Source organism: Corynebacterium mastitidis DSM 44356 (assembly GCF_000375365.1).
Taxonomy (GTDB): Bacteria; Actinomycetota; Actinomycetes; order Mycobacteriales; family Mycobacteriaceae; genus Corynebacterium; species Corynebacterium mastitidis.
Map to the genome: position 1 here is coordinate 163,517 of NZ_AQXB01000002.1, position 18,597 is coordinate 182,113.

Here is an 18,597-nt window from a genome sequence, read left to right on the forward strand (position 1 = left end):
GATAGAGAACGTGTATGGGCTCTGGCGTGCTGTGGCGCTGTGGGGCCAGTTCACGCTTGAAGATTGGACATGTACATGAAGAAGAACATTGCCGCCCTGCGCGCGGCCGTCGTCGGGGCCGTGGCCGTGCTGGGCATGGGCCTGGCTGCCGTTCCCGCCACCGCCGCCCCGCTGGTCCCGCTGACCGCCCTCCCGGAGCTGCCGGGTACCGCCCCGCAGACCACGCCGAACGGCAAGCAGATCGTGGCCTTTGGTGATTCCTACACCGCGCACGCCGGCAAGGGTGGCCCGCGCGGGGTGGAGCCCGCCCAGACGCCGTGGGCCGGGAAGTGCGCCACGGACCGGGAGAACTGGCCCAAGCTGGCGGGCGAGCACCTGGGCAAGACGGTGGGTGACTGGTCCTGCAACGGCATGAGCGTGGACCTGGCGCTCTACCTCGAGATGGCCATCCAGTACGGCGACCTCGGCCCGGACACCGAGGAGGTCGTGATCATGTACGGCGGCCTGGACCCCTTCTATTGGGTTGACGGCGCGGTGCAGATGGTCAACCCGGGCGCGGTGAACAACTCCTCCGCCTTCCGCCAGTTCCTCATCCGGGTCAAGGATCGCATCCGCGAGGTGGCGCCCCAGGCCCGCCTCACCCTGGCGAGCTACCCGGAGTACATCTCCGGGGAGATGTACTGCCCGGTGAACTTCAACGGCGTGGCCACCCCGATCGCGGTTCCGGGTGCCTCGGCGGTGCAGACGGCCATGCGCGATACGGTGCGCGAGGCGGCCGCCGGGATCGGTGCGAACTTCATCGACGTCTTTGCCCAGTCCATCGGGCACGGCACCTGCACCCCGGACCCGGCGCAGCGCTGGACGGTGGGCTTCATCGACAGCGCCGAGCACACCATGCCCTCGCACCCCTCCAACGCGGGGCAGCAGGCGATGGGCAACATCGTGGCCGAGGGGCTGCGCGGCTAGCTCCCTGGCCTGTGCGCCGGTAGGCGCGGCGGGCCCTGTTTACGGCGGGGCGCACACCATCCAAGGCGGCGGTGTGCGCCCCGCCGCGCGTCATCGTTGGGCGTCGTGGTCGGACAGAGTGAAGGAGCCGGGCGGCGAGGGAGAAGTATCCCCGAGGTCACCCCAGCCACACGCGCCACAGAAATAAACAAAAATACCCGTTATGGGGTAACGTGTGGGCATAGTGTGCCGATACACCTGGAAGATACAGGTGATGGCTTGTGCGTATGTGAGAGTGGGAAACCGGAACTTATGAAGAACTTTTCCAGGAGTATGAAGGCGGCGGTGCTCGTGGCGGCGTCGGCGGTAACGATGTCGATCGCGGCCCCGGTGGCCGGCGCGGTGCCCGCCCCGCCTCTCTCCTCGTCTCCCTCGGCCCAGCAGGACCAGAACCCGGGCCAGGAGCTGGTGGTCTTTGGCGATTCCTTCGCGGCCCACGCGGGCAAGGGCGGGGAGCGCTGGCTGGAACCCTCCCGATCCCCGAAGTATCCCTTCTGCTCCACGGACAAGCAGAACTGGCCCAAGCTGATCGGCCAGCAGACGGGCAAGAGCGTGGCCGACTGGTCCTGCAACGGCACCGGCCGCGTGCCCGTGATGGACCTGTCCAACTACGTGGAGGCGGCCATCTCCCGAGGCGACCTGGGCCCGGGCACCCAGGACGTGGCCATCATGTACGGCGGCATCACCATGCTGCAGTGGGCCGAGCTGCCCGTGGAGGCCGTCACCCCGCACGGCCTGGACTTCACCCCGTTCCGCATGGAGCTGCGCGCGATCAAGGATCGCATCCACGCCGTGGCGCCGCAGGCCCGCGTGACGCTCACGAGCTACCCGGAGCTGCTCAGCGGCGACTTCTTCTGCGGGGCCAACATGGGCTCCGCGCAGGCTCCCATCATGATCCCCGGCGGCAAGTTCCTGCAGGACACGATGCGGGATAACCTGCGGGACGCCGCCCGGTCCATCGGCGCGAACTTCATCGACGTCTACCAGGCGTCCCTGGGGCACGGCATGTGCAACCCGGACCCCGCGCAGCGCTGGACCGTGGGCTTCGTGGACGACTCCACCCACACCATGCCCATGCACCCCTCCGACGAGGGGCAGCGCGCGATGGCCGCCATCATCTCCGCTGGGCTCTACTCCTAGTCCGGGCGCACCGGCCCTGCCCGGTTCCGCCGTGGGTGGCTCCGTGGCGCGGGCCGGGGCGGGCGGCGCGGGCAAGCCGCATTCCCTCGGGGCGATTCTTCCGCCCGGTGCCCGCGCCCTATCATGGAGCGCATGGCACAGCCGGAATTAATCGGAACACCGCATACCCCCACGGCCACCAAGGTCATGCTCCTGGGCTCCGGCTACCTCAGCCGCGAGCTGGCGATGGCCTTCCAGCGCCTCGGCGTGGAGGTGCACGCCGTGGACCGGGTGCTCGGCGCCCCCGCGCAGCAGGTGGCGCACGCGGCGCACATGGTAGACGTCACGGACGCGCAGGCGGTGACCGACCTCATCGCCCAGGTGCGCCCGGACTTCATCGTCCCCGAGGTGGAGCGCGTGGCCGTGGACGTGCTCACCGCCGTCGAGGCCACCGAGCAGGCCACCGTGGTGCCCAACGCCCGGGCGGCGGAGCTGTCCCTCAACCGGGAGGGCGTGCGCAAGCTCGCGGCGGAGGAGCTGGGCCTGCCCACCACGAACTACCAGTTCGTCTCCGAGTACACGGAGTTTGAGGTTGCGGTGGGGTCCATCGGCTATCCCTGCATCGCCAAGCCGGACATGGGCGGCCCCGGGGCCAAGGACCACCGCGTGATCCGCAGCGAGGCGGAGGTGGAGCCCGCGTGGCGCTATCTCACCTCCGGCGCGCCGGTGGAGGGCGCGATGGAGGAGGGGCGCATCGTGGTGGAGCGGGTGATCGACTTTGACTACGAGGTCACCCTGGTTGCGGCCCGCTCCATCGATCCCGCCACCGGCAAGCTGGCCACGTGGTTCTGCGAGCCCATCGGCTGCTCCTACCGGGGCGGCGAGTACACCGAGGCCTGGCAGCCGGTGTACATCGAGCCCGCGGCCTTGGATAACGCGCGCTCCGTGGCCGCCCGCGTGTCCAACGCCCTGGGCGGGCGCGGCGTGTTCAGCGTCAAGATGTTCGTCTCCGGGGAGGACGTCTACTTCTCCGAGGTGCTGCCGCGCCCGCACTGCACCGGGCTGGTCACCCTGTGCTCCCAGCGATTCTCCCAGTTCGACCTGCACGCGCGCGCCGTGCTGGGCCTGCCCCTGGACGTGACGCTGGTGTCCCCCGGTGCCGCCGCGATGGTGCTCAGCCCCGTGGAGTGCGAGGCCCCTCAGTACGGCGGGCTGGATCTGGCCTTCGCCGTCCCCGAGGCCACGGTGGAGTTCTTTGGCAAGCAGCGCGCCCGCGTGGGGCGGATCATGGCCACGGCCCTGGCCACGGGGGAGGACGCGGAGGCGGCCCGGCAGGCGGCCCGGCAGGCGGCGGGGGTAATCACTGTGAGCGCCCCGGAATGAGGGCCTAGTGTAAGGGCATGAGTGCCCAGAGCGATCCCCTCATCCTGGCCGTCACCGCCTGCCCCACGGGCATAGCGCACACCTACATGGCGGCGGAGAAGCTGCAGGCCGCCGCCGAGGAGGCGGGAGTGCGCCTGCGGGTGGAAACCCACGGTTCCATCGGGGTGGAGGGGGCCTTTAGCGAGGCCGAGATCCGGGAGGCGAGCGCCGTGCTCATCGCCGCCGACGTCGCCGTGGCCAAGGACCGCTTCGCCGGAAAGCGGGTGCTCGCCACGGCGGTGGACGAGGCGATCAAGCACCCGGTCCGGGCGCTGCGGCGGGCCCAGGAGGCCCCGGCGTTGGCCGGGGGCGCGCCGGGCGGGGCGCCCACCGCCGCCGCAGGCGCGGAGGCCGGGGCCGGTGGGGGTAGTGGCGCCGGTGGGGCTGGTGGGGAGCTGGCACGCGGCGCACGCCCGCTGCACGCGGTGTACCAGGCGCTGATGAACGGCGTGTCCCACATGATCCCCTTCGTGGTCACCGGCGGCCTGCTGCTGGCGGTGGCGCTCTCGGTGGGCGGGCAGCCCACGCCCGAGGGGCTGGTGATCCCGGAGGGGTCCTGGTGGGCCACCATCGAGCAGCTTGGCGTGCTGGCCTTCGGGCTCATGGTGCCGGTGCTCTCCGCCTACATTGCCGCGGGCATCGCGGATCGCCCGGGGCTCGCGCCGGGCTTTATCACCGGCACGGTGGCGGTGACGGGCTCGCTCTACGGCTCGGAATCGGGCGCGGGGTTCATCGGCGGCATCATTACCGGCGTGCTCTCCGGCTACGTGGCGCTGGGGATCAGGCGCATTCCGGTGAATAAGTTCGTGGCCCCGATCTGGCCCATCATCGTCATCCCCATCCTCACCAGTCTCATCGTGGGGCTGCTGTTCATCTACGTGATCGGGCACCCGGTGGCGGCCCTGTTCGAGGCGCTCACCCAGGGCCTCCAGGGCCTCGACGGCGGCTCGGTGATCCTGCTCGGCGCGGTGATCGGCGGGATGATCGCCTTTGACATGGGCGGGCCCTTCAACAAGACGGCCTTCCTCTTCGGCGGCGGGCTCATCGCGGCGGGCAACCCCTACCCGATGGGCATGGCCGCCGCCGCGATCTCCGTGCCCCCGCTGGCGGTGGGCCTGGCCACGCTGGCGCGGCGCCGGTGGTTCAGCGCCGCCGAGCGGGAGGCCGGGGCGGCCTCCCTGGTCATGGGGTTCTTCGGCATCAGCGAGGGCGCGATCCCGCTCGCGGCGGCCCGCCCCCTTCAGGTGATCCCGGCCAACGTGGCGGGCGGTGCGGTGGCGGGCGCGCTGGCCGGGTGGTGGTCCGTGGCCGACCACGTCATGCACGGCGGACCCATCGTGGCCCTGCTGGGTGCTGTGGACGGCGTGGCGTGGTTCTTCCTCGCGCTGGCCGCCGGAGTGGCGGTGACCGCCGGGCTCATCGTGCTCCTGGTGGGCCTGCAACGCCCCCGCCGCGAGGGCCTGCTGCGCGAGGGCGCGGTGCTGCTCGACGCCCACCCGGGGGATCGGGAGGAGGCGATACGCCTGCTGATCGACGCCGCGGGCTCCCGCATTACCGACCCCGCCGCCGTGCTGCGCGCGGCCCTGGACCGGGAGGAGAAGGCGACGACCGCCGTGGGCGAGGCGGTGGCCATCCCGCACGCGCGCTGCGCGGGCGTGGCCGAGCCCGTGGTGGCGATGGCCCGCATTCCCAAGGGCGTGGATTGGGCGGCCCCGGACGGCAAGCCGGTCCGCCTGGTGTTTCTCATCGCGGTGCCGCAGCAATCCGGCAAGCAGCACCTGAAGATCCTGGCGGCCCTCGCCCGGGCGCTGATGAGGCAGGACTTCCGCGAGGAGCTGCTGCGGGCGCGCACCGCGCGGGAGGTCGTGAAGCGGGTCGAGGGGGCGCTGCCCCCGAAAGAGGGGGACGGGACCAGGGGCCTTGTGGCGGTTACTTAACGGGACTTACTGTGATCCGTGACCCTAAAAAGTGAAGAGCGAAAAGAGCGCATAGATGAGGATACGGCGTGCAACGCTGGCGATGTTGGCTTCCCTGACCTGTGTCTCCGCCGTGGCGGGTGCGGTGGGCCAGGCTTCCGCCGCCGAGGTGGCACCGGGGGCTCCGATGAGGACCTATCTGGATATTCCCGAGGGGGACCCGTTGGCGGAGGCACCCCGAGAGGTCACGACGATGGCGTGCACGCAGGGCATCCCCGGAACGGTGACGCTCCCAGACGGTTCGCGGAAGGACGTGATGGTTACGGCCGGGCACTGCGTGTGGGGGACCACCGAGACCCCCTATGAGACGCAGCCGGAGGTGTACGTGCCGCTGCGGGAGGGAGATCGGCTCGTCGGCCTGCGCGAGGGCGGGCGTGCGCCCTACGCCGTGGGCAGCGAGGATGACGTCGCGGGGCTGTATCGGCAGTGGATAGACGATGACTGGGCCACCATCGAGCTCGCCGAGGGGGAACGACCCACCCGGGTGGCGGATTCGGTGGATCAGTTCGGGCAGTCTCACGGTGAGCCGGTGGTGCTCACCGGGGTGCGCGACTACCCCGACCTGGCGCCGGGGGAGCTGGCCTTTGACAATCTTGGCCAGCCCATCTGCAAGGACGGCCAGACCACGGGGCGTAGCTGCGGGATACAGTTTATGCGGACGGGGAACCGCCTGTGGAGCGTGAACACCATGATTCCGGGGGACTCCGGCGGCGTGAATTTTGACCCGGTGACCGGGGAGGCGCTGGGTGTTTCCACCAACACCTTCTTCGGGGTGGTGGGCATCACCCAGGGGGCCGACGTTGCCCTGGAGGAGACCTACGGCATTCCCGATGGGCAGGTCAATGACTACTTTGCGCTGCCGGACTCCACCGAGGAGCACACCGAGATGCGCACGTTCGGGGAGGATATGCAGGCCGCTTACGAGTGGGTGGAGGAGCAGCAAGAGGCTTCCGCCGACCCCGCCGATGTTGCCCTGGATACCGCCTATGACAACGCGGAGGCCGCGGTGGATGAGGTGAACCAGTGGAGCGAGGCGACCGCGCAGCAATTGGTACAGGACCCGGCGAACGTACCGGCGTTGGTGGAGCGCACCCAGGAGACCGCCGAGAACCTGGGGACGCTGGCGCAGGAGACCCTCGACGTCCTCGACTACGCATCCCAGGAGGCATAACGCGATGACGATGCGCAACGTTGTGGGTGGCGTGGGGGCCGTGATGGCGGCGGCATTGATGAGCCTTCCTGCCGCCTCCGCCGCGGAGGTGGCACCGGGGGCTCCGATGCACCTCTTCCCGCCGATACCGGCGGACGTGCCCCAGGAGATCCCCACGGAGGTCTTCACCCAGTATTGCTCCCAGGGTGTGCCGGGCACGGTGACCCTGCCCGACGGCTCCCGCAAGGACGTGATGGTCACCGCGGGCCACTGCCTGTGGGGCATCGAGGGGGCGGGGGAGATCGATCCCGAGGTGTACGCCCCGCTGCGGGAGGGCCGCCAGCTCATCGCGGTGCGGGACCAGGGGCGGGCCGTGCACCCGGCCCTGGACGAGCGGGACCCGGAGGAGCTGCGCCTGATGTACGACGGCGACGACTGGGCCACCGCCGACCTGGTGGAGGGCGCGGAGATGACGCGCGTGGCGGACTCGGTGGATCAGTTTGGGCAGTCTCACGGCGAGCCGGTGGTGCTCACCGGGGTGCGCGACTACCCCGACCTGGAGCCCTGGGATGTGTCCTTCGATAACCTCGGCCAGCCCATCTGCAAGGACGGACAGACCAGCGGCCGCACCTGCGGCGTGCAGGTGCTGCGCTCCAGCAACGGCCTGTGGTATCTGGGGCTGGCCCTGGGGGGAGACTCCGGCGGTGTGAACTTTGACCCGCAGACGGGCGAGGCCCTGGGGGTTACCTCCATGAGCGTGTACGGGGTTGTGGGGCGCGCCCAGCCGCTGGACGTGGCGCTGGAGAAGGCCTACGGCATCCCGGACGGGCAGGTCAACGAGCACTTTGCGCTGCCCGAGTCCACCGCCGAGCACTCCGACATGCTCACCCTCAGCGAGAGCGAGGCCGTCTCGCGGGAGTGGGCCGTGGACACCCTCACCCAGGAGATGGCCACCCCGGAGGAGGCCGCGGCGGTGACGCAGGCCAACGCGGAGACCGCCGCGCAGGAACTCTACGGGCTGGCCGAGGACTCTGTGAGCGCAATCATAGAGAATCCGGGGCAAACCGAGACCATTCTCCAGAACGCGGAGTCCACCGCTGATAGCCTGGAATCGTTGGCCCAAGACACTGCGGACACCATCCTGGAAGCCGGGCTGGGAACGGCCCTTCACGAGCTCAGCTAACGGGAACTGCAAGGATAGTAAGGACAGATAACGTGAAGATTCGTACCTCCGCCGTCGCGTTGTGCGCGGCCGCGATCGCGGCTCCCGCGTTCGCCCCCACCGCCGGTGCCGCCGAGGTGGCCCCCGGCTCCCCGATGCGCATGGACGACTACAGCGAGATCACGGCCTCGCTGCCGGAGACCATGCCGGACGAGTACAAGCGCTCCGTCTGCTCCCAGGGCGTGCCGGGCACCGTGACCCTTGAGGACGGCACCCAGAAGGACATCCTCGTCAGCGCCGGGCACTGCGTGTACGGCATCGAGGGCTACAGCGAGGTCGGGGAGACGGTGTACGTTCCCACCCCCGAGGGCGACGTCGTGGTCGGCTACGCCGACGAGGGCGGCCCCATCGTCGTGGACGAGGAGGACCCGAACCTCCTGAACGGGATGAACAGCGCCTTCAACAGCCCGGACTGGGGCACCGTGGAGCTGGAGCCCGGCGTCACCACCACCCGGGTTTCCGATTCCGTGGACGCCAACGGCAACTCCTACGGCGAGCCCGTGGAGCTGACCGGCGTGCGCGACTACCCCGACCTGGCCTTCTGGGAGGCCTCCGCCGATAACTTCGGCCAGCCGATCTGCAAGGACGGCAACACCGGCGGCCGCGCCTGCGGCACGCAGCTCTTCCGCACCCAGAACGGCATCTGGAGCTTTGGGCTGAACTACGAGAACGGCGACTCCGGCGGCGTGAACTTCGACCCGGAGACGGGCGAGGCCTTGGGCGTGACCTCCATGGGGTTCGGCCCGATCGGCCGCGCTCAGCCGGTGGACCTGGCCATCGAGGAGGGCTACGGCATCCCGGACGGGCAGGTCAACGACTACTTCGCCCTCCCGGAGTCCACGGAGCCCGCCGATCCCACCCGCACCCAGGCGGACGACGTGCAGGGCGCCGTGGAGTGGTACGACGCCAACCCGGAGGAGGTTCCGGACTTTCCGGACCCGCTGGACCTGCTGAGCGAGGAGCTGCAGGGCAGCCTGGACGAGGCCCTGGCCGGGCTGTTCTAAGCCCGAGCTCGCACGCCGAACCGGTGCCGCGCCCCGCGACGATGAAACGGGGAGCGGCGCCGGTCGTGTTTTTAGCGAGAGGGGGCGGGGTCCTAGCCGCGCGAGAGCGAGCACTCGCCGGGCAGCCCCACCCGCCCGCTGGCCTTGACGCCGAGCGCACTCCACTCGCCCACATCCACGCGCCGCTCGGTGTCGGTGCTGCCCATCTCGATCGTCTCCGTGCGCGGCTCGGCGCTCGCGGGGGAGTCGATGGTGATCTCGATGCGGTCGCCCGGCTGGCCGTGGTAGACCAGCTCCTCGCCGTCGGCGGAGAGCACCGCGGGGTCGCAGGAGCCCTCCTCGGTGACCGCCCCCAGGATGGGGTCGTCCGGGGTCCTGATCCCCTCTTGGGATAAGGTGGGCTGCTCGTACTCCACGGTGCGCTGGGTGGCGCAGCCGGTGGCCACCCAGCAGCAGGCCAGCAGGCAGACCAGGCGCTTCATCACACCGTCAGCCTTCCGCTCAGGGCGCGGGAGAGCGTCAGCTCGTCCACGAACTCCAGGTCCCCGCCCAGCGGCATGCCGGAGGCGAGCTTGGAGATGGTCAGGTTGGGGAAGTCCCGCAGCAGCCGCACGAGATAGGCGGCGGTGGCCTCGCCCTCGGTGTTGGGGTCGGTGGCGAGGATGACCTCGGTGACCTCCGGAGCGGAGTCGTAGAGGGGGCGCTCCGGGGTGGAGTCGGCCAGTTGGCGATCCGGCAGCGCCCCGCCGATGCGCTGTAGCAGGGGGGTGATGTTCAGCTCGCGCGGGCCCACGCCCGCCAGCGGGTCGAGCGCCCCGCCCAGGACGTGATAGCGCCCGGAGTATTCTCCGGTACGCTCGATGACCTGGATGTCCTTGGGCTCCTCCACCACGCAGATCACCGAGCGGTTGCGGCCGGAATCCGCGCAGATGCGGCACACCTCCGCCGAGGAGATGTTGCAGCAGATGCGGCAGAACGTCACGCCGTCGCGCACGCCGCCCAGGGCCTGCTGCAGGCGGGTGATGTCCTCGGGCTCCGCGCGGAGGAGATGAAAGGCGATGCGCTGGGCGCTCTTGGGGCCCACCCCCGGCAGGCGCGAGAACTCGTCGATGAGGTCTTGCAGAGGTCCTTCAAACACCCGTGTTACGTTACCCCAGCATCCCGCCCAGGCCGCCGCCGAGCCCCTGGGACAGCGGCCCCATCTTCTCCTCCGCGAGCTGGCCCACCTTCTTGTGGGCGTCCGCGAAGGCGCCGGTGATGAGGTCCTGGAGGGTCTCCACGTCCTCGGGGTCCACGACCTCGGGGTTGATCTGCACGTCCTTGACCTCCCCGCCGCCGTTCATGGTGACGGTGACCAGGCCGTTGCCCGCGGTGCCGGAGACGTCGGTAGCCATGATCTCCTTCTGCGCCTGTTGGAGCTGGAGCTGCATCTGCTGGGCCTGCTGGAGGATGGACTGCATATCGGGCTGGGACATCGCGGTGCCTTTCTTGTTCGCGTGTGCTTTCGGGTACCGAGTGTACTCACGCCTAGAGCGGCTTGGCCCCCAGCTCCTCGGCCAGCAGCTCCATCACCACGGTCATGGCGTCGCGGCGATCCCGGCTGCCGGGCTCGCTGGCCGCCGCCCGGATCATCTCCTCCTCCTCGGATTCCACGGGGGTGGGAGGGGTCGGGGAGTCCTCGGGCGGCGCGTACGGGGGCTCCTCGTCGGCGGGCTCCGGCGGCAGCGGCACCTCCTCGTCCACCGGCGGGCGCCGCTGCGGCACTGAGGGGGCGGGCCGGGGCGCGGGACGGCGCGCGGACCCCGTGGGCACGGTGATCCGGGGCGGCGACGCCGGCGCGGGCGGCTCCGGCGCGGCGGCGGGAGCGCTCTTACCGGGGTCCTCCTGCCCGCCGAGGGCGGCGGGCTTGCCCCACACGGAGGGGGTTCTCGCCGGCTCCTCGGGCTCGGTGGGCTTTTCCTTGGGGGCGGGCGCGCGACGCTCGCGCGGGGCGGACTCCGTGGGCTGCCACGGCTGCTGCGGCGCGGGGGCGGAGCGGAAACCCTGCGCGGCGGGGTCCGTGCCCACCACGCAGTGCACCTTGAGCGGGCGCCCGGCCACCTGGCCCACGGCCGCCACGATGTCCTTGTTGTTCTTCTCCGCGTTCAGGCGCGCGGCCAGCGCCCCCGTATTGTGCCCCAGCACCAGGGTGTCCTCGCGGATGCCCAGCACGGTGGCCTCGGTCAGCATGATCTGCGCCACGCGGTTGCGGGCGCCCACGTCCTCGCGCAGCTTGGCCCACGCGCCCCGGATGGTCTCCAGGGGGTCGGCGGCCCGCTCGGGCGGGGTCTCCTCCCGCTTCTCGCGCGCGGGGGGCTCGGGAGCCTCGGCGGGCGCCTCGCCTCGGGGAGCCTCCTCGCGCCGCTGCGGCTCCGGGGATTCCTTCTGACCCTCCGGCGGCGCGGCGGGGCGTTCCGGCTCCGGCGCGGGCTGGTGTGCCTGCGGCTGCGGCTGCTTGGCGGGCGCAGCGTCGGGAGCCGGGGCCTGGTCGTTTTCCTTGGGTGCGGCGGCAGGAGCCGGGGACTGCTCGCCCCGGGCCGCGCGCTGCGAGGGGCGCTCGTACACGCGCCCGCCCGCCCCGGTGATCCGGGGCGAGGGCGCGGACGAGGAGGCCGCCTGCGCGGCGGCCTTGGCGGCCTGCTGCGGCGAGGCCGCCAGCGGGGCCGGGGGCTGCTCGGCGGGGAGCAGCAGGTGCGCCGCCAGGATCTCCAGCAGCAGGCGCGGCGAGGTGGCCCCGCGCAGGTCGGCCACCCTGCTGTTGACCTGGTCCGCCAGCCGGGTGATCTGCGGGCCGCTGAAGCTCGAGGCCTGGGCGCGCAGCACCTCGGCGCGGTCGGCGGGGGCGTCCACCAGGCCCATCTCCAGGGCCTCGGGCACGGCCTCGAGCACCATGAGGTCGCGCAGGCGGTCGAGCAGGTCGGAGACGAAGCGGCGCGGCTCGATGCCGGTCTCGATGACGTCGTCGATGGTGGCGAAGAGCCGGGCCTTATCGCCGCCGGCGAGGGCGTCCACGGTGGCGTCGAGAAGCGAGAGGTCCGTGACGCCGAGCAGCGGCAGGGCCTCCTGGTAGGTCAGGCCGCCGGGGCCTGCGCCCGCGAGGAGCTGATCGAGGATGGACAGCGAGTCGCGGGGGCTGCCGCCGCCCGCGCGGATCACCAGGGGATAGACGGAATCCTCCACGGACATGCCCTCGGCCTCCACGGTGCGCGCCAGCAGCCCCTTCATGGCCTGCGGGGTGAGCAGGCGGAAGGGGTAGTGGTGGGTGCGCGAGCGGATCGTGCCGATGACCTTTTCCGGCTCCGTGGTGGCAAAGATGAAGATGAGGTGCTCCGGGGGCTCCTCCACGATCTTGAGCAGGGCGTTGGACCCCGCGTTGGAGATCATGTGGGCCTCGTCGATGATGAACACCCGGTAGCGGGAGTCCGCCGGGGCGTAGTAGGCGCGGTCGCGCAGCTCGCGCATGTCCTCCACGCCGTTGTGGCTGGCGGCGTCCAGCTCGGTGACGTCGAGGTTGCCGGGGCCGCCCGGGGCCAGCGAGCGGCAGGAGGCGCATTCCCCGCAGGGGGTGGAGGTGGGGCCCTGCTCGCAGTTGAGGGAGCGCGCGAGGATGCGGGCCGAGGAGGTCTTGCCGCAGCCGCGCGGCCCGGAGAACAGGTACGCGTGGTTGATCCGGCCCGAGTCCAGGGCGGCGGACAGTGGCCGCGTGACCTGTTCCTGGCCTACGACCTCGGCAAAGGATGCGGGGCGATACTTCCGGTAAAGCGACACGCCCCTCAGCCTACCTGCCCCGCGTGGCGGCGCTTATCGACGCCAGTTGTGCACCGCGATGCGCTCGGCCTGAACCTCCCGGAGGAAGCGGTTCATCCCCTCGCGCATGACGCGCTCGCGCTCCTCGTCGGTGAGCATGATGAGCTGGAGCATGACCGTGAGCCGCCCCGCGCCGGGGGTGATGCCCTCGCCGTGGACGTCCCCGGCCTCCTCGGTGAACTGCGGCACCGGCCCGCCCCACATGAAGGGCGGAACCAGGAGGCCGTGCAGCACCGTGATCCCGGAGTCGAAGCCGAACTGATCCATCAGCACGCCGGAGCGGTGGGCCAGGTCCGGGAGCATGGTACCCGGCTCGGCGGGCAGCACGGCGGCGTTCTTGCGCAGCACGTCCACGGCGGCGCCGAGCACGCGCACGGCGGGGATCACGGAGCCGTCGATCACGGTGAACAGCTCGCTGCGCACGTCGGTGGGGGTGCTCTCCCCGTCCACCTGGAGGCCGGTGTCCACCCGGGCAAAGTCGGTGGTGCAGGCGATGGACTGTTTGCCAAACTCCGCCACGCCGATGTGCACTCCGCCGGCGGGGTGGACACTCAGTTTGGCGGGCATGAAGTCATCGAGCCAGTATTCCGTCTCAGATCTATTCACTGTCCCGTCGTGCTCCTTCCACAGCCTGTTTCTCCTCGTCCCGTTCTACGCACCCAGCTTCTCCACGGCGGCCAGCAGCACGCAGGTGGCCACCCCGTCCATGGCCTCGGCCACCTCCTCCACCGGGGGCAGGGAGGGGGCGAGGCGGATGTTGCGGTCGTTGGGGTCCTCGTGCAGCGGGAACGACGACCCCGCCGCCGTCAGCGCGATACCGGCCTCGCGGGCCAGTTCCACCACGCGCGCCGCCGTGCCGTCGAGCACGTCCAGGGAGATGAAGTAACCCCCCTCGGGCGAGGTCCACCGCGCTACATCATACGTGCCCAGCCGCTCCTGAAGAATCCCCAGCACACGCTCGAACTTCGGGGCGAGGGAGGCGGCGTGCTTGCGCATGAGGGCGCGCACCCCCTCGGCGTCGCGGAAGAACAGGGCGTGCGCGAGCTGGTTGACCTTGTTCGGGCCGATGCCGCGCACCCCGGCCAGCGAGGAGTACCAGGCGAGGTTGTCCGCCGAGGACGCGAAGAAGCTCACCCCGGCGCCCGCGTGGGTGATCTTGGAGGTGGAGGACATCCACCAGAAGCGGTGCGGGTGCCCGGCCTCGCGCGCCAGGTCCAGCACGTTGTGCACGGTGGGGAAGTCCTCGGTGAGGGTGTGTACCGCGTAGGCGTTGTCCCACACGATGCGGAAGTCCGGGGCGGCGGTCTCCATGCCCGCCAGCGCGCGCGTGACCTCCTCGGAGTAGGTCACCCCGGTGGGGTTGCCAAAGATGGGCACGGACCACATGCCCTTGACCTGGGGGTCCTTGACGATCTCCCGGATGGCCTCCACGTCGGGCCCGTGCTCGAGCATGGGAACCGGGATCATCTCGAAGCCGAACCGCTCGGTGATGGTGAAGTGGCGGTCGTAGCCGGGGACCGGGCAGATCCACTTGACCGTCTCCTCCTGGGACCACGGGCGCTCGGAGTCCACGGTGCCCCAGGTGTAGGCGAAGCTGATGAGGTCGAACATGATGTTCAGGCTGGAGGAATCCCCGGCGATGATGAGCTCCGGGTCAACCCCCAGCAGCTCGCCCCAGATGCGGCGGATATCCACGATCCCCGTGAGGTTGCCGTAATTGCGCACGTCGGCCCCGGTGGCGTCGCGGTAGGCGTCGCCGGGCAGGCCGAGGAGGTCCCGGGAGAAGTCGAGCTGCTCGGCGGAGGGCTTGCCTCGGGTGAGGTCGAGCCGCAGCCCCTTGGCCTGGAGTTCTTGGTACTTTCCGCGCACCTGGGCGGCGAGTTCCGTACGCTGCTCGGGGCTCAGATCCAGGAGAGACAAGGGGAGTTCCTTCCGGTGGGGGAATAGCGGCACAATAATTACGGCCCATCCTACCCTTTATTGACTCCGCCCCGTGCCCCCGATGCGGCCGCGCCCCGGCCGCAGTGAAGAAAAATAAGGGGACCTCGCGCACCCGCGAGAGCTCGCTGACCCTTGCTGCATTCCTGCCCTGGGGGAGTTCACAAGATACACGCCGCGCGAGATCCAGGAACCGATTGTAGCCTATCCCCGGACCCGGGCCAAAGGGGCGGCGAGGGGGTGTGGGGGCGCGGCTGCTGGGGCGGCGCGGCGCGGGCGTGTGCAGGAGATTTGTTCGCCGGGTGCGGTGGGTGTACTGTAATCCCGGTACGCGGCGGTCACGCCGTGGTGCGCTGGAGGATTCGACTAGCGGCCTATGTCACACGCCTGGAACGCGTGCGGGGTTCACGCCCCTCGTGGGTTCAAATCCCACATCCTCCGCCAGATAGGAACCCCGACCTTGGGAGCAAGATCGGGGTTCCTTGTGTGGCCGGGGGCTCTCGGTGTGACCGCACCCGCGCCTGGGGCCAGGGTCGGGCGGCGGGAGCGGCCGGGAGGGGCTTAGGGGGCCTGGGTCACCGGCTGCACGTCGGTGGGGAAGCAGCCCAGCGGCGACTGTTGGGTCTCCGCCACGATGTCCAGGCACTTGGAGGTCAAAACCTCGGGGCTCAGCGCGCCCTCCAGGGCGCGGTTGGCCCGGGCCTCGGCCTCGTTGGTGGCCTTCTTCTGCTCCGTGATGCGCGTGCGGGCGATCTCGGACTGTAGCTCGTCGATGCGGGCCTGGGTGGCGTCGTCGAAGTTGATGATGGGGATGGTCACGGAGTGGACCTCGATCTGCCCGCCCACCTTGGCGAGCATCCGCTCCAGGGTCTGCTGGGAGAGCACGGCCAGGGTGTCATCCTCGGCGTCCACGCTCTCCTGGGAGAGGGGATCGTACCCGCTCATCACCTCGTTGAGCGCCGCGCGGAAATTGCGGTCCACGAGGTTGGACTGAATGCCCTCGAAGGTGCGGTAATCCATGAAGAGTTCCTCGGCGCGGTCCACCTTTAATTGCCATTGTAGGGAGGCATCCACGGAGGCTTTTGCGTCATTTCCCAGGCGCACCTCAATGCTGCCGCGCGTGTTTTCCCCGCCGTCGCGATAAATGTCGTTTTGCTTGGCGCCGTCGAGCTTGGTCACGGACTCCCAGGGGGCCTTGGCGTGCAGCCCGTTGGACAGCGATCCGGTGGGCTTGCCGAAGGCGGTCTTGATCCCCACCGTGCGGGGCTGCACCACGGTGATGCAGGAGGCCACCAGGATCAACACCGCCAGGGCCACGGTGGCCGCGCCGGTGATCCGGGCCGCGCGCGGCGTCCAGCTCGGCTGCTTATCGCCGGGTTCGGCGCCGCCCGCGGCATGGGTGCGAGGCTTTCCGGACAACATGCACAGAATTCCGGCGATGATAAGGACGATGGATAGGATGAATAAAAACACGAAGCTCTCCCGCCTGTCATGGTGGTACTGGCAAAATAAACGGTGGCTGCGATCCCCTTGCGGTAGTGACCCCCAATTGTGCAACCACCATTCATTATAGCATACTTTTAAGGAAAAGCGGCGGGAGTTTAAGGGAAACTCTATAACTCCGTTGTGAGGATTTCCGCCACGGACTGCCGCACCTCGGGCAGCCGACGCCAGAGGCGGTCCCCGGGGCATTCGATGGGCTTCTCGGAGATCGGCTCCCAGTCGTGGTGCCCGCTGATGGTGGGCTGCACGAGGTCCACCGAGGAGGCGGGGTTGGTGTAGCGCACCTGGCCGAGGGGATCGAGGCCCAGCTCCCGGCACAGCACGGCCAGCACGGTCACAAGGGAGTCCAACGCCGCGCGCGTGGGCGGCTCGGAGGTGAAGTCCCCGATGAGGCAGACCCCGATGTTGCCGGTGTTGGCCTTGTACACGTGCCCGGCGGTGACCACCCGGGGGCCGGTGGAACCTGCGTCGGTGGCGGTGGTGTTGGCGGCGGGGTCAAAGACGGCGCGGCCCGGGGTGCCGGTGGTGCGCCCCTGGTAGACGGTCCCCTCGGGGTCGATGAGCAGGTGGTAGCCGATGTCTCCCCAGCCGCGCCCGCCGTTGTCGGAGGAGGCGTGGAAGCGGTAGATGCCGCGCACGGCGGCGGCCCAGTCGTGCTGATACTCGAGCTCTTTTCCCGAGGGGATGAAGGTGTGGTGCACCGTGAGGCACGCCGGGGCGCCGTACTCGGGCGGCCAGGTCATGAGGGATTCGTCCGCGCCCCACTGCTCGCGGGAGACCGCGCGCAGGCCGGGGGCGACCTCCGCGTCGGAAGAGCCGCCGGAGGAGGCCGGGACCAGCTCGGCCCACGGCTGGCGCAGGTGCGCGCTCACGCTGGGGTCGCACTCCACGGAGACGGCGCCCTCGGGCACCGCGATGAGCTCGGAGCACACGGGGAAGTCGCCGTCGCGCCCGTGGGCGGAAGGCGTGGCCGCGACGTCGCGGGTGGAGCCGTCCTCGAGCAGGAACCGCACGGCGGCGGGCTCGTGCGCCGTGGTCGCACCCTCGGGGAACCGGAGGCTCACCGCCGCGCCGCGCGCGGGCGGGGCGCTCGGGGAGAGTGGGGTGGACCGGAGGGCGTCGAGGTCGAGTGCCGTGGCGCGGGGCAGGGCGCGGGAGGAGAGCGCGAGGGCTCCGGTGGCGAGGGCCAGGCGGCCGAGCTGGCGGCGGCTGATTGGGCCCGGTGTGAGGTGAGTATGCATGGCAAGAAGATACGGCTCCGCGCCGCGCGGGGGTGTGGTGCGGAACACCGTCCGGCTGTGACGTGCGACGTCACAGCCCGTTGCCCCTGGAAGGGGGAGCGCGGGGCGGCGGAATTGAACGCCGTTTAATAGGCTGGGGGTGTTACACCCGCCCGCACCGAAGGAGCACCCATGCCGCACGTTCTTGACCTTGCCCGAGCGAAGGCCCTGGGGGACGGGGAGGGGCTGAGCCGGGAGGAGCTGCTGGGTGTGCTGCGCCTGCCGGACGGAGAGATCCCCGCCCTGCTGGAGCTGGCCCACGAGACGCGGCTGCGCTGGTGCGGGGAGGAGGTGGAGATCGAGGGCATCGTCTCGCTCAAGACCGGCGGCTGCCCCGAGGACTGCCACTTCTGCTCCCAGTCGGGCATGTTCGCCTCCCCCGTGCGCTCCGCGTGGCTGGACATCGACGCCCTCGTGGAATCCGCCAAGCACACCGCCAAGACCGGGGCCACGGAGTTCTGCATCGTCGCGGCGCTCAAGGGGCCGGACGAGCGCCTGATGGGGCAGCTAGAAAGCGCGGTGGTGGCCATCCGCGCGGAGGTGGACATCCAGGTGGCGGCCTCGGTGGGCACGCTCGACGCCGCGCAGGCGCGTCGGCTCGCGCGCGCCGGGATACACCGCTACAACCACAACCTCGAGACCGCCCGCAGCTTCTTCCCCCGGGTGGTGACCACCCACACCTGGGAGGAGCGCCGCGCCACGCTGGACCTGGTGCGCGGGGTGGGGATGGAGGTGTGCTCCGGCGGCATCCTGGGCATGGGGGAGACCCTGGAGCAGCGCGCGGAGTTCGCGGAGCAGCTCGCCGAGGTGGAGCCCGCCGAGGTGCCCATGAACTTCCTCGACCCCCGCCCCGGCACCCCCTTTGCCCACTACCCGGTGATGGACTCCCGCGACGCCCTGCGCGCGGTGGGGGCCTTCCGCCTCGCCATGCCGCGCACCACCCTGCGCTTTGCCGGAGGGCGGGAACTCACCCTCGGGGCCGGCGGCGCGGAGCGGGGACTGCTGGGCGGGATCAACGCCATGATCGTGGGCAACTACCTGACCACCCTGGGCCGCCCGATGGAGGAGGACCTGGACATGATGGAGCGGATACAACTGCCCATCAAGGCCCTGAACTCGGCGGTGTAGGGGA

At 70.4% G+C, this 18,597-nt stretch carries 16 protein-coding genes, 1 tRNA gene and 1 other RNA gene; 9 read left to right on the top strand and 9 right to left on the bottom strand.

The window, feature by feature from the left end; all coding sequences use genetic code 11:
• Nucleotides 1–75: 75 nt before the first annotated feature.
• The 7 genes from B140_RS0103110 (at nucleotide 76) to B140_RS14170 (ending at nucleotide 8,898) form a co-directional block, all read left to right on the top strand.
• Nucleotides 76–966, top strand: coding sequence for a GDSL-type esterase/lipase family protein (locus B140_RS0103110; protein ID WP_026165934.1), 891 nt, complete (start codon nucleotides 76–78; stop codon nucleotides 964–966).
• 291 nt (nucleotides 967–1,257) lie between these two features.
• A complete protein-coding gene (locus B140_RS0103115; RefSeq protein WP_026165935.1) occupies nucleotides 1,258–2,145 on the top strand; it encodes an SGNH/GDSL hydrolase family protein in 888 nt (295 codons plus the stop codon).
• A gap of 132 nt (nucleotides 2,146–2,277) precedes the next feature.
• The gene (gene purT, locus B140_RS0103120) at nucleotides 2,278–3,507 is read left to right on the top strand and encodes a formate-dependent phosphoribosylglycinamide formyltransferase (protein ID WP_026165936.1); all 1,230 of its coding nucleotides are present in this window, start codon (nucleotides 2,278–2,280) and stop codon (nucleotides 3,505–3,507) included.
• A 17-nt stretch (nucleotides 3,508–3,524) separates the two neighbouring features.
• Nucleotides 3,525–5,483, top strand: coding sequence for a fructose-specific PTS transporter subunit EIIC (locus B140_RS11760; protein ID WP_018117896.1), 1,959 nt, complete (start codon nucleotides 3,525–3,527; stop codon nucleotides 5,481–5,483).
• 55 nt (nucleotides 5,484–5,538) lie between these two features.
• Nucleotides 5,539–6,693 carry a chymotrypsin family serine protease gene (locus tag B140_RS11765; RefSeq protein ID WP_040425887.1) on the top strand — a complete coding sequence of 385 codons (1,155 nt, stop codon included), beginning with the start codon at nucleotides 5,539–5,541 and terminating at the stop codon, nucleotides 6,691–6,693.
• 4 nt (nucleotides 6,694–6,697) lie between these two features.
• Nucleotides 6,698–7,855, top strand: coding sequence for a chymotrypsin family serine protease (locus B140_RS11770; protein WP_018117898.1), 1,158 nt, complete (start codon nucleotides 6,698–6,700; stop codon nucleotides 7,853–7,855).
• Between the two features lie 32 nt (nucleotides 7,856–7,887).
• Nucleotides 7,888–8,898: a chymotrypsin family serine protease gene (locus B140_RS14170; RefSeq protein ID WP_018117899.1), complete on the top strand. Its 1,011-nt coding sequence runs from the start codon at nucleotides 7,888–7,890 to the stop codon at nucleotides 8,896–8,898.
• A gap of 92 nt (nucleotides 8,899–8,990) precedes the next feature.
• Here B140_RS14170 and B140_RS0103145 read toward each other — a convergent pair whose 3' ends face one another.
• The 7 genes from B140_RS0103145 to ffs all read right to left on the bottom strand — a co-directional run bounded on the left by B140_RS0103145 (nucleotide 8,991) and on the right by ffs (nucleotide 14,874).
• A complete protein-coding gene (locus B140_RS0103145; RefSeq protein WP_018117900.1) occupies nucleotides 8,991–9,380 on the bottom strand; it encodes a hypothetical protein in 390 nt (129 codons plus the stop codon).
• Nucleotides 9,380–10,036: a recombination mediator RecR gene (recR, locus tag B140_RS0103150; RefSeq protein WP_018117901.1), complete on the bottom strand. Its 657-nt coding sequence runs from the start codon at nucleotides 10,034–10,036 to the stop codon at nucleotides 9,380–9,382. Before recR ends, B140_RS0103145 begins: the two co-directional genes overlap by 1 nt.
• A gap of 10 nt (nucleotides 10,037–10,046) precedes the next feature.
• On the bottom strand, nucleotides 10,047–10,373 hold the full coding sequence (locus B140_RS0103155) for a YbaB/EbfC family nucleoid-associated protein (protein WP_018117902.1): 327 nt from the start codon (nucleotides 10,371–10,373) through the stop codon (nucleotides 10,047–10,049).
• A 52-nt stretch (nucleotides 10,374–10,425) separates the two neighbouring features.
• Nucleotides 10,426–12,705 (bottom strand): DNA polymerase III subunit gamma and tau, encoded by a 2,280-nt coding sequence (locus tag B140_RS0103160; RefSeq protein WP_018117903.1) that lies wholly within the window; start codon nucleotides 12,703–12,705, stop codon nucleotides 10,426–10,428.
• Nucleotides 12,706–12,738: 33 nt separating this feature from the next.
• A complete protein-coding gene (locus tag B140_RS11780) occupies nucleotides 12,739–13,350 on the bottom strand; it encodes a hypothetical protein (RefSeq protein WP_156801634.1) in 612 nt (203 codons plus the stop codon).
• A gap of 45 nt (nucleotides 13,351–13,395) precedes the next feature.
• The gene (locus B140_RS0103170) at nucleotides 13,396–14,664 is read right to left on the bottom strand and encodes an aspartate aminotransferase type Ic (RefSeq protein WP_018117905.1); all 1,269 of its coding nucleotides are present in this window, start codon (nucleotides 14,662–14,664) and stop codon (nucleotides 13,396–13,398) included.
• 113 nt (nucleotides 14,665–14,777) lie between these two features.
• Nucleotides 14,778–14,874: signal recognition particle sRNA small type (ffs, locus tag B140_RS13235), an RNA gene on the bottom strand.
• A 163-nt stretch (nucleotides 14,875–15,037) separates the two neighbouring features.
• Between ffs and B140_RS0103175 the strand changes: the two genes are divergently transcribed.
• Nucleotides 15,038–15,126, top strand: a tRNA-Ser gene (locus tag B140_RS0103175).
• 117 nt (nucleotides 15,127–15,243) lie between these two features.
• Here the strand turns inward: B140_RS0103175 and B140_RS0103180 are convergent.
• Both B140_RS0103180 and B140_RS14175 read right to left on the bottom strand, forming a co-directional pair.
• A complete protein-coding gene (locus B140_RS0103180) occupies nucleotides 15,244–16,104 on the bottom strand; it encodes an SPFH domain-containing protein (protein ID WP_156801635.1) in 861 nt (286 codons plus the stop codon).
• A gap of 191 nt (nucleotides 16,105–16,295) precedes the next feature.
• Nucleotides 16,296–17,426, bottom strand: a complete 1,131-nt coding sequence (locus B140_RS14175) for a peptidoglycan recognition protein family protein (protein WP_018117907.1) — start codon at nucleotides 17,424–17,426, stop codon at nucleotides 16,296–16,298.
• Between the two features lie 171 nt (nucleotides 17,427–17,597).
• Between B140_RS14175 and bioB the strand changes: the two genes are divergently transcribed.
• Nucleotides 17,598–18,593, top strand: coding sequence for a biotin synthase BioB (gene bioB / locus B140_RS0103190; RefSeq protein WP_018117908.1), 996 nt, complete (start codon nucleotides 17,598–17,600; stop codon nucleotides 18,591–18,593).
• The last annotated feature ends 4 nt before the right edge of the window (nucleotides 18,594–18,597 follow it).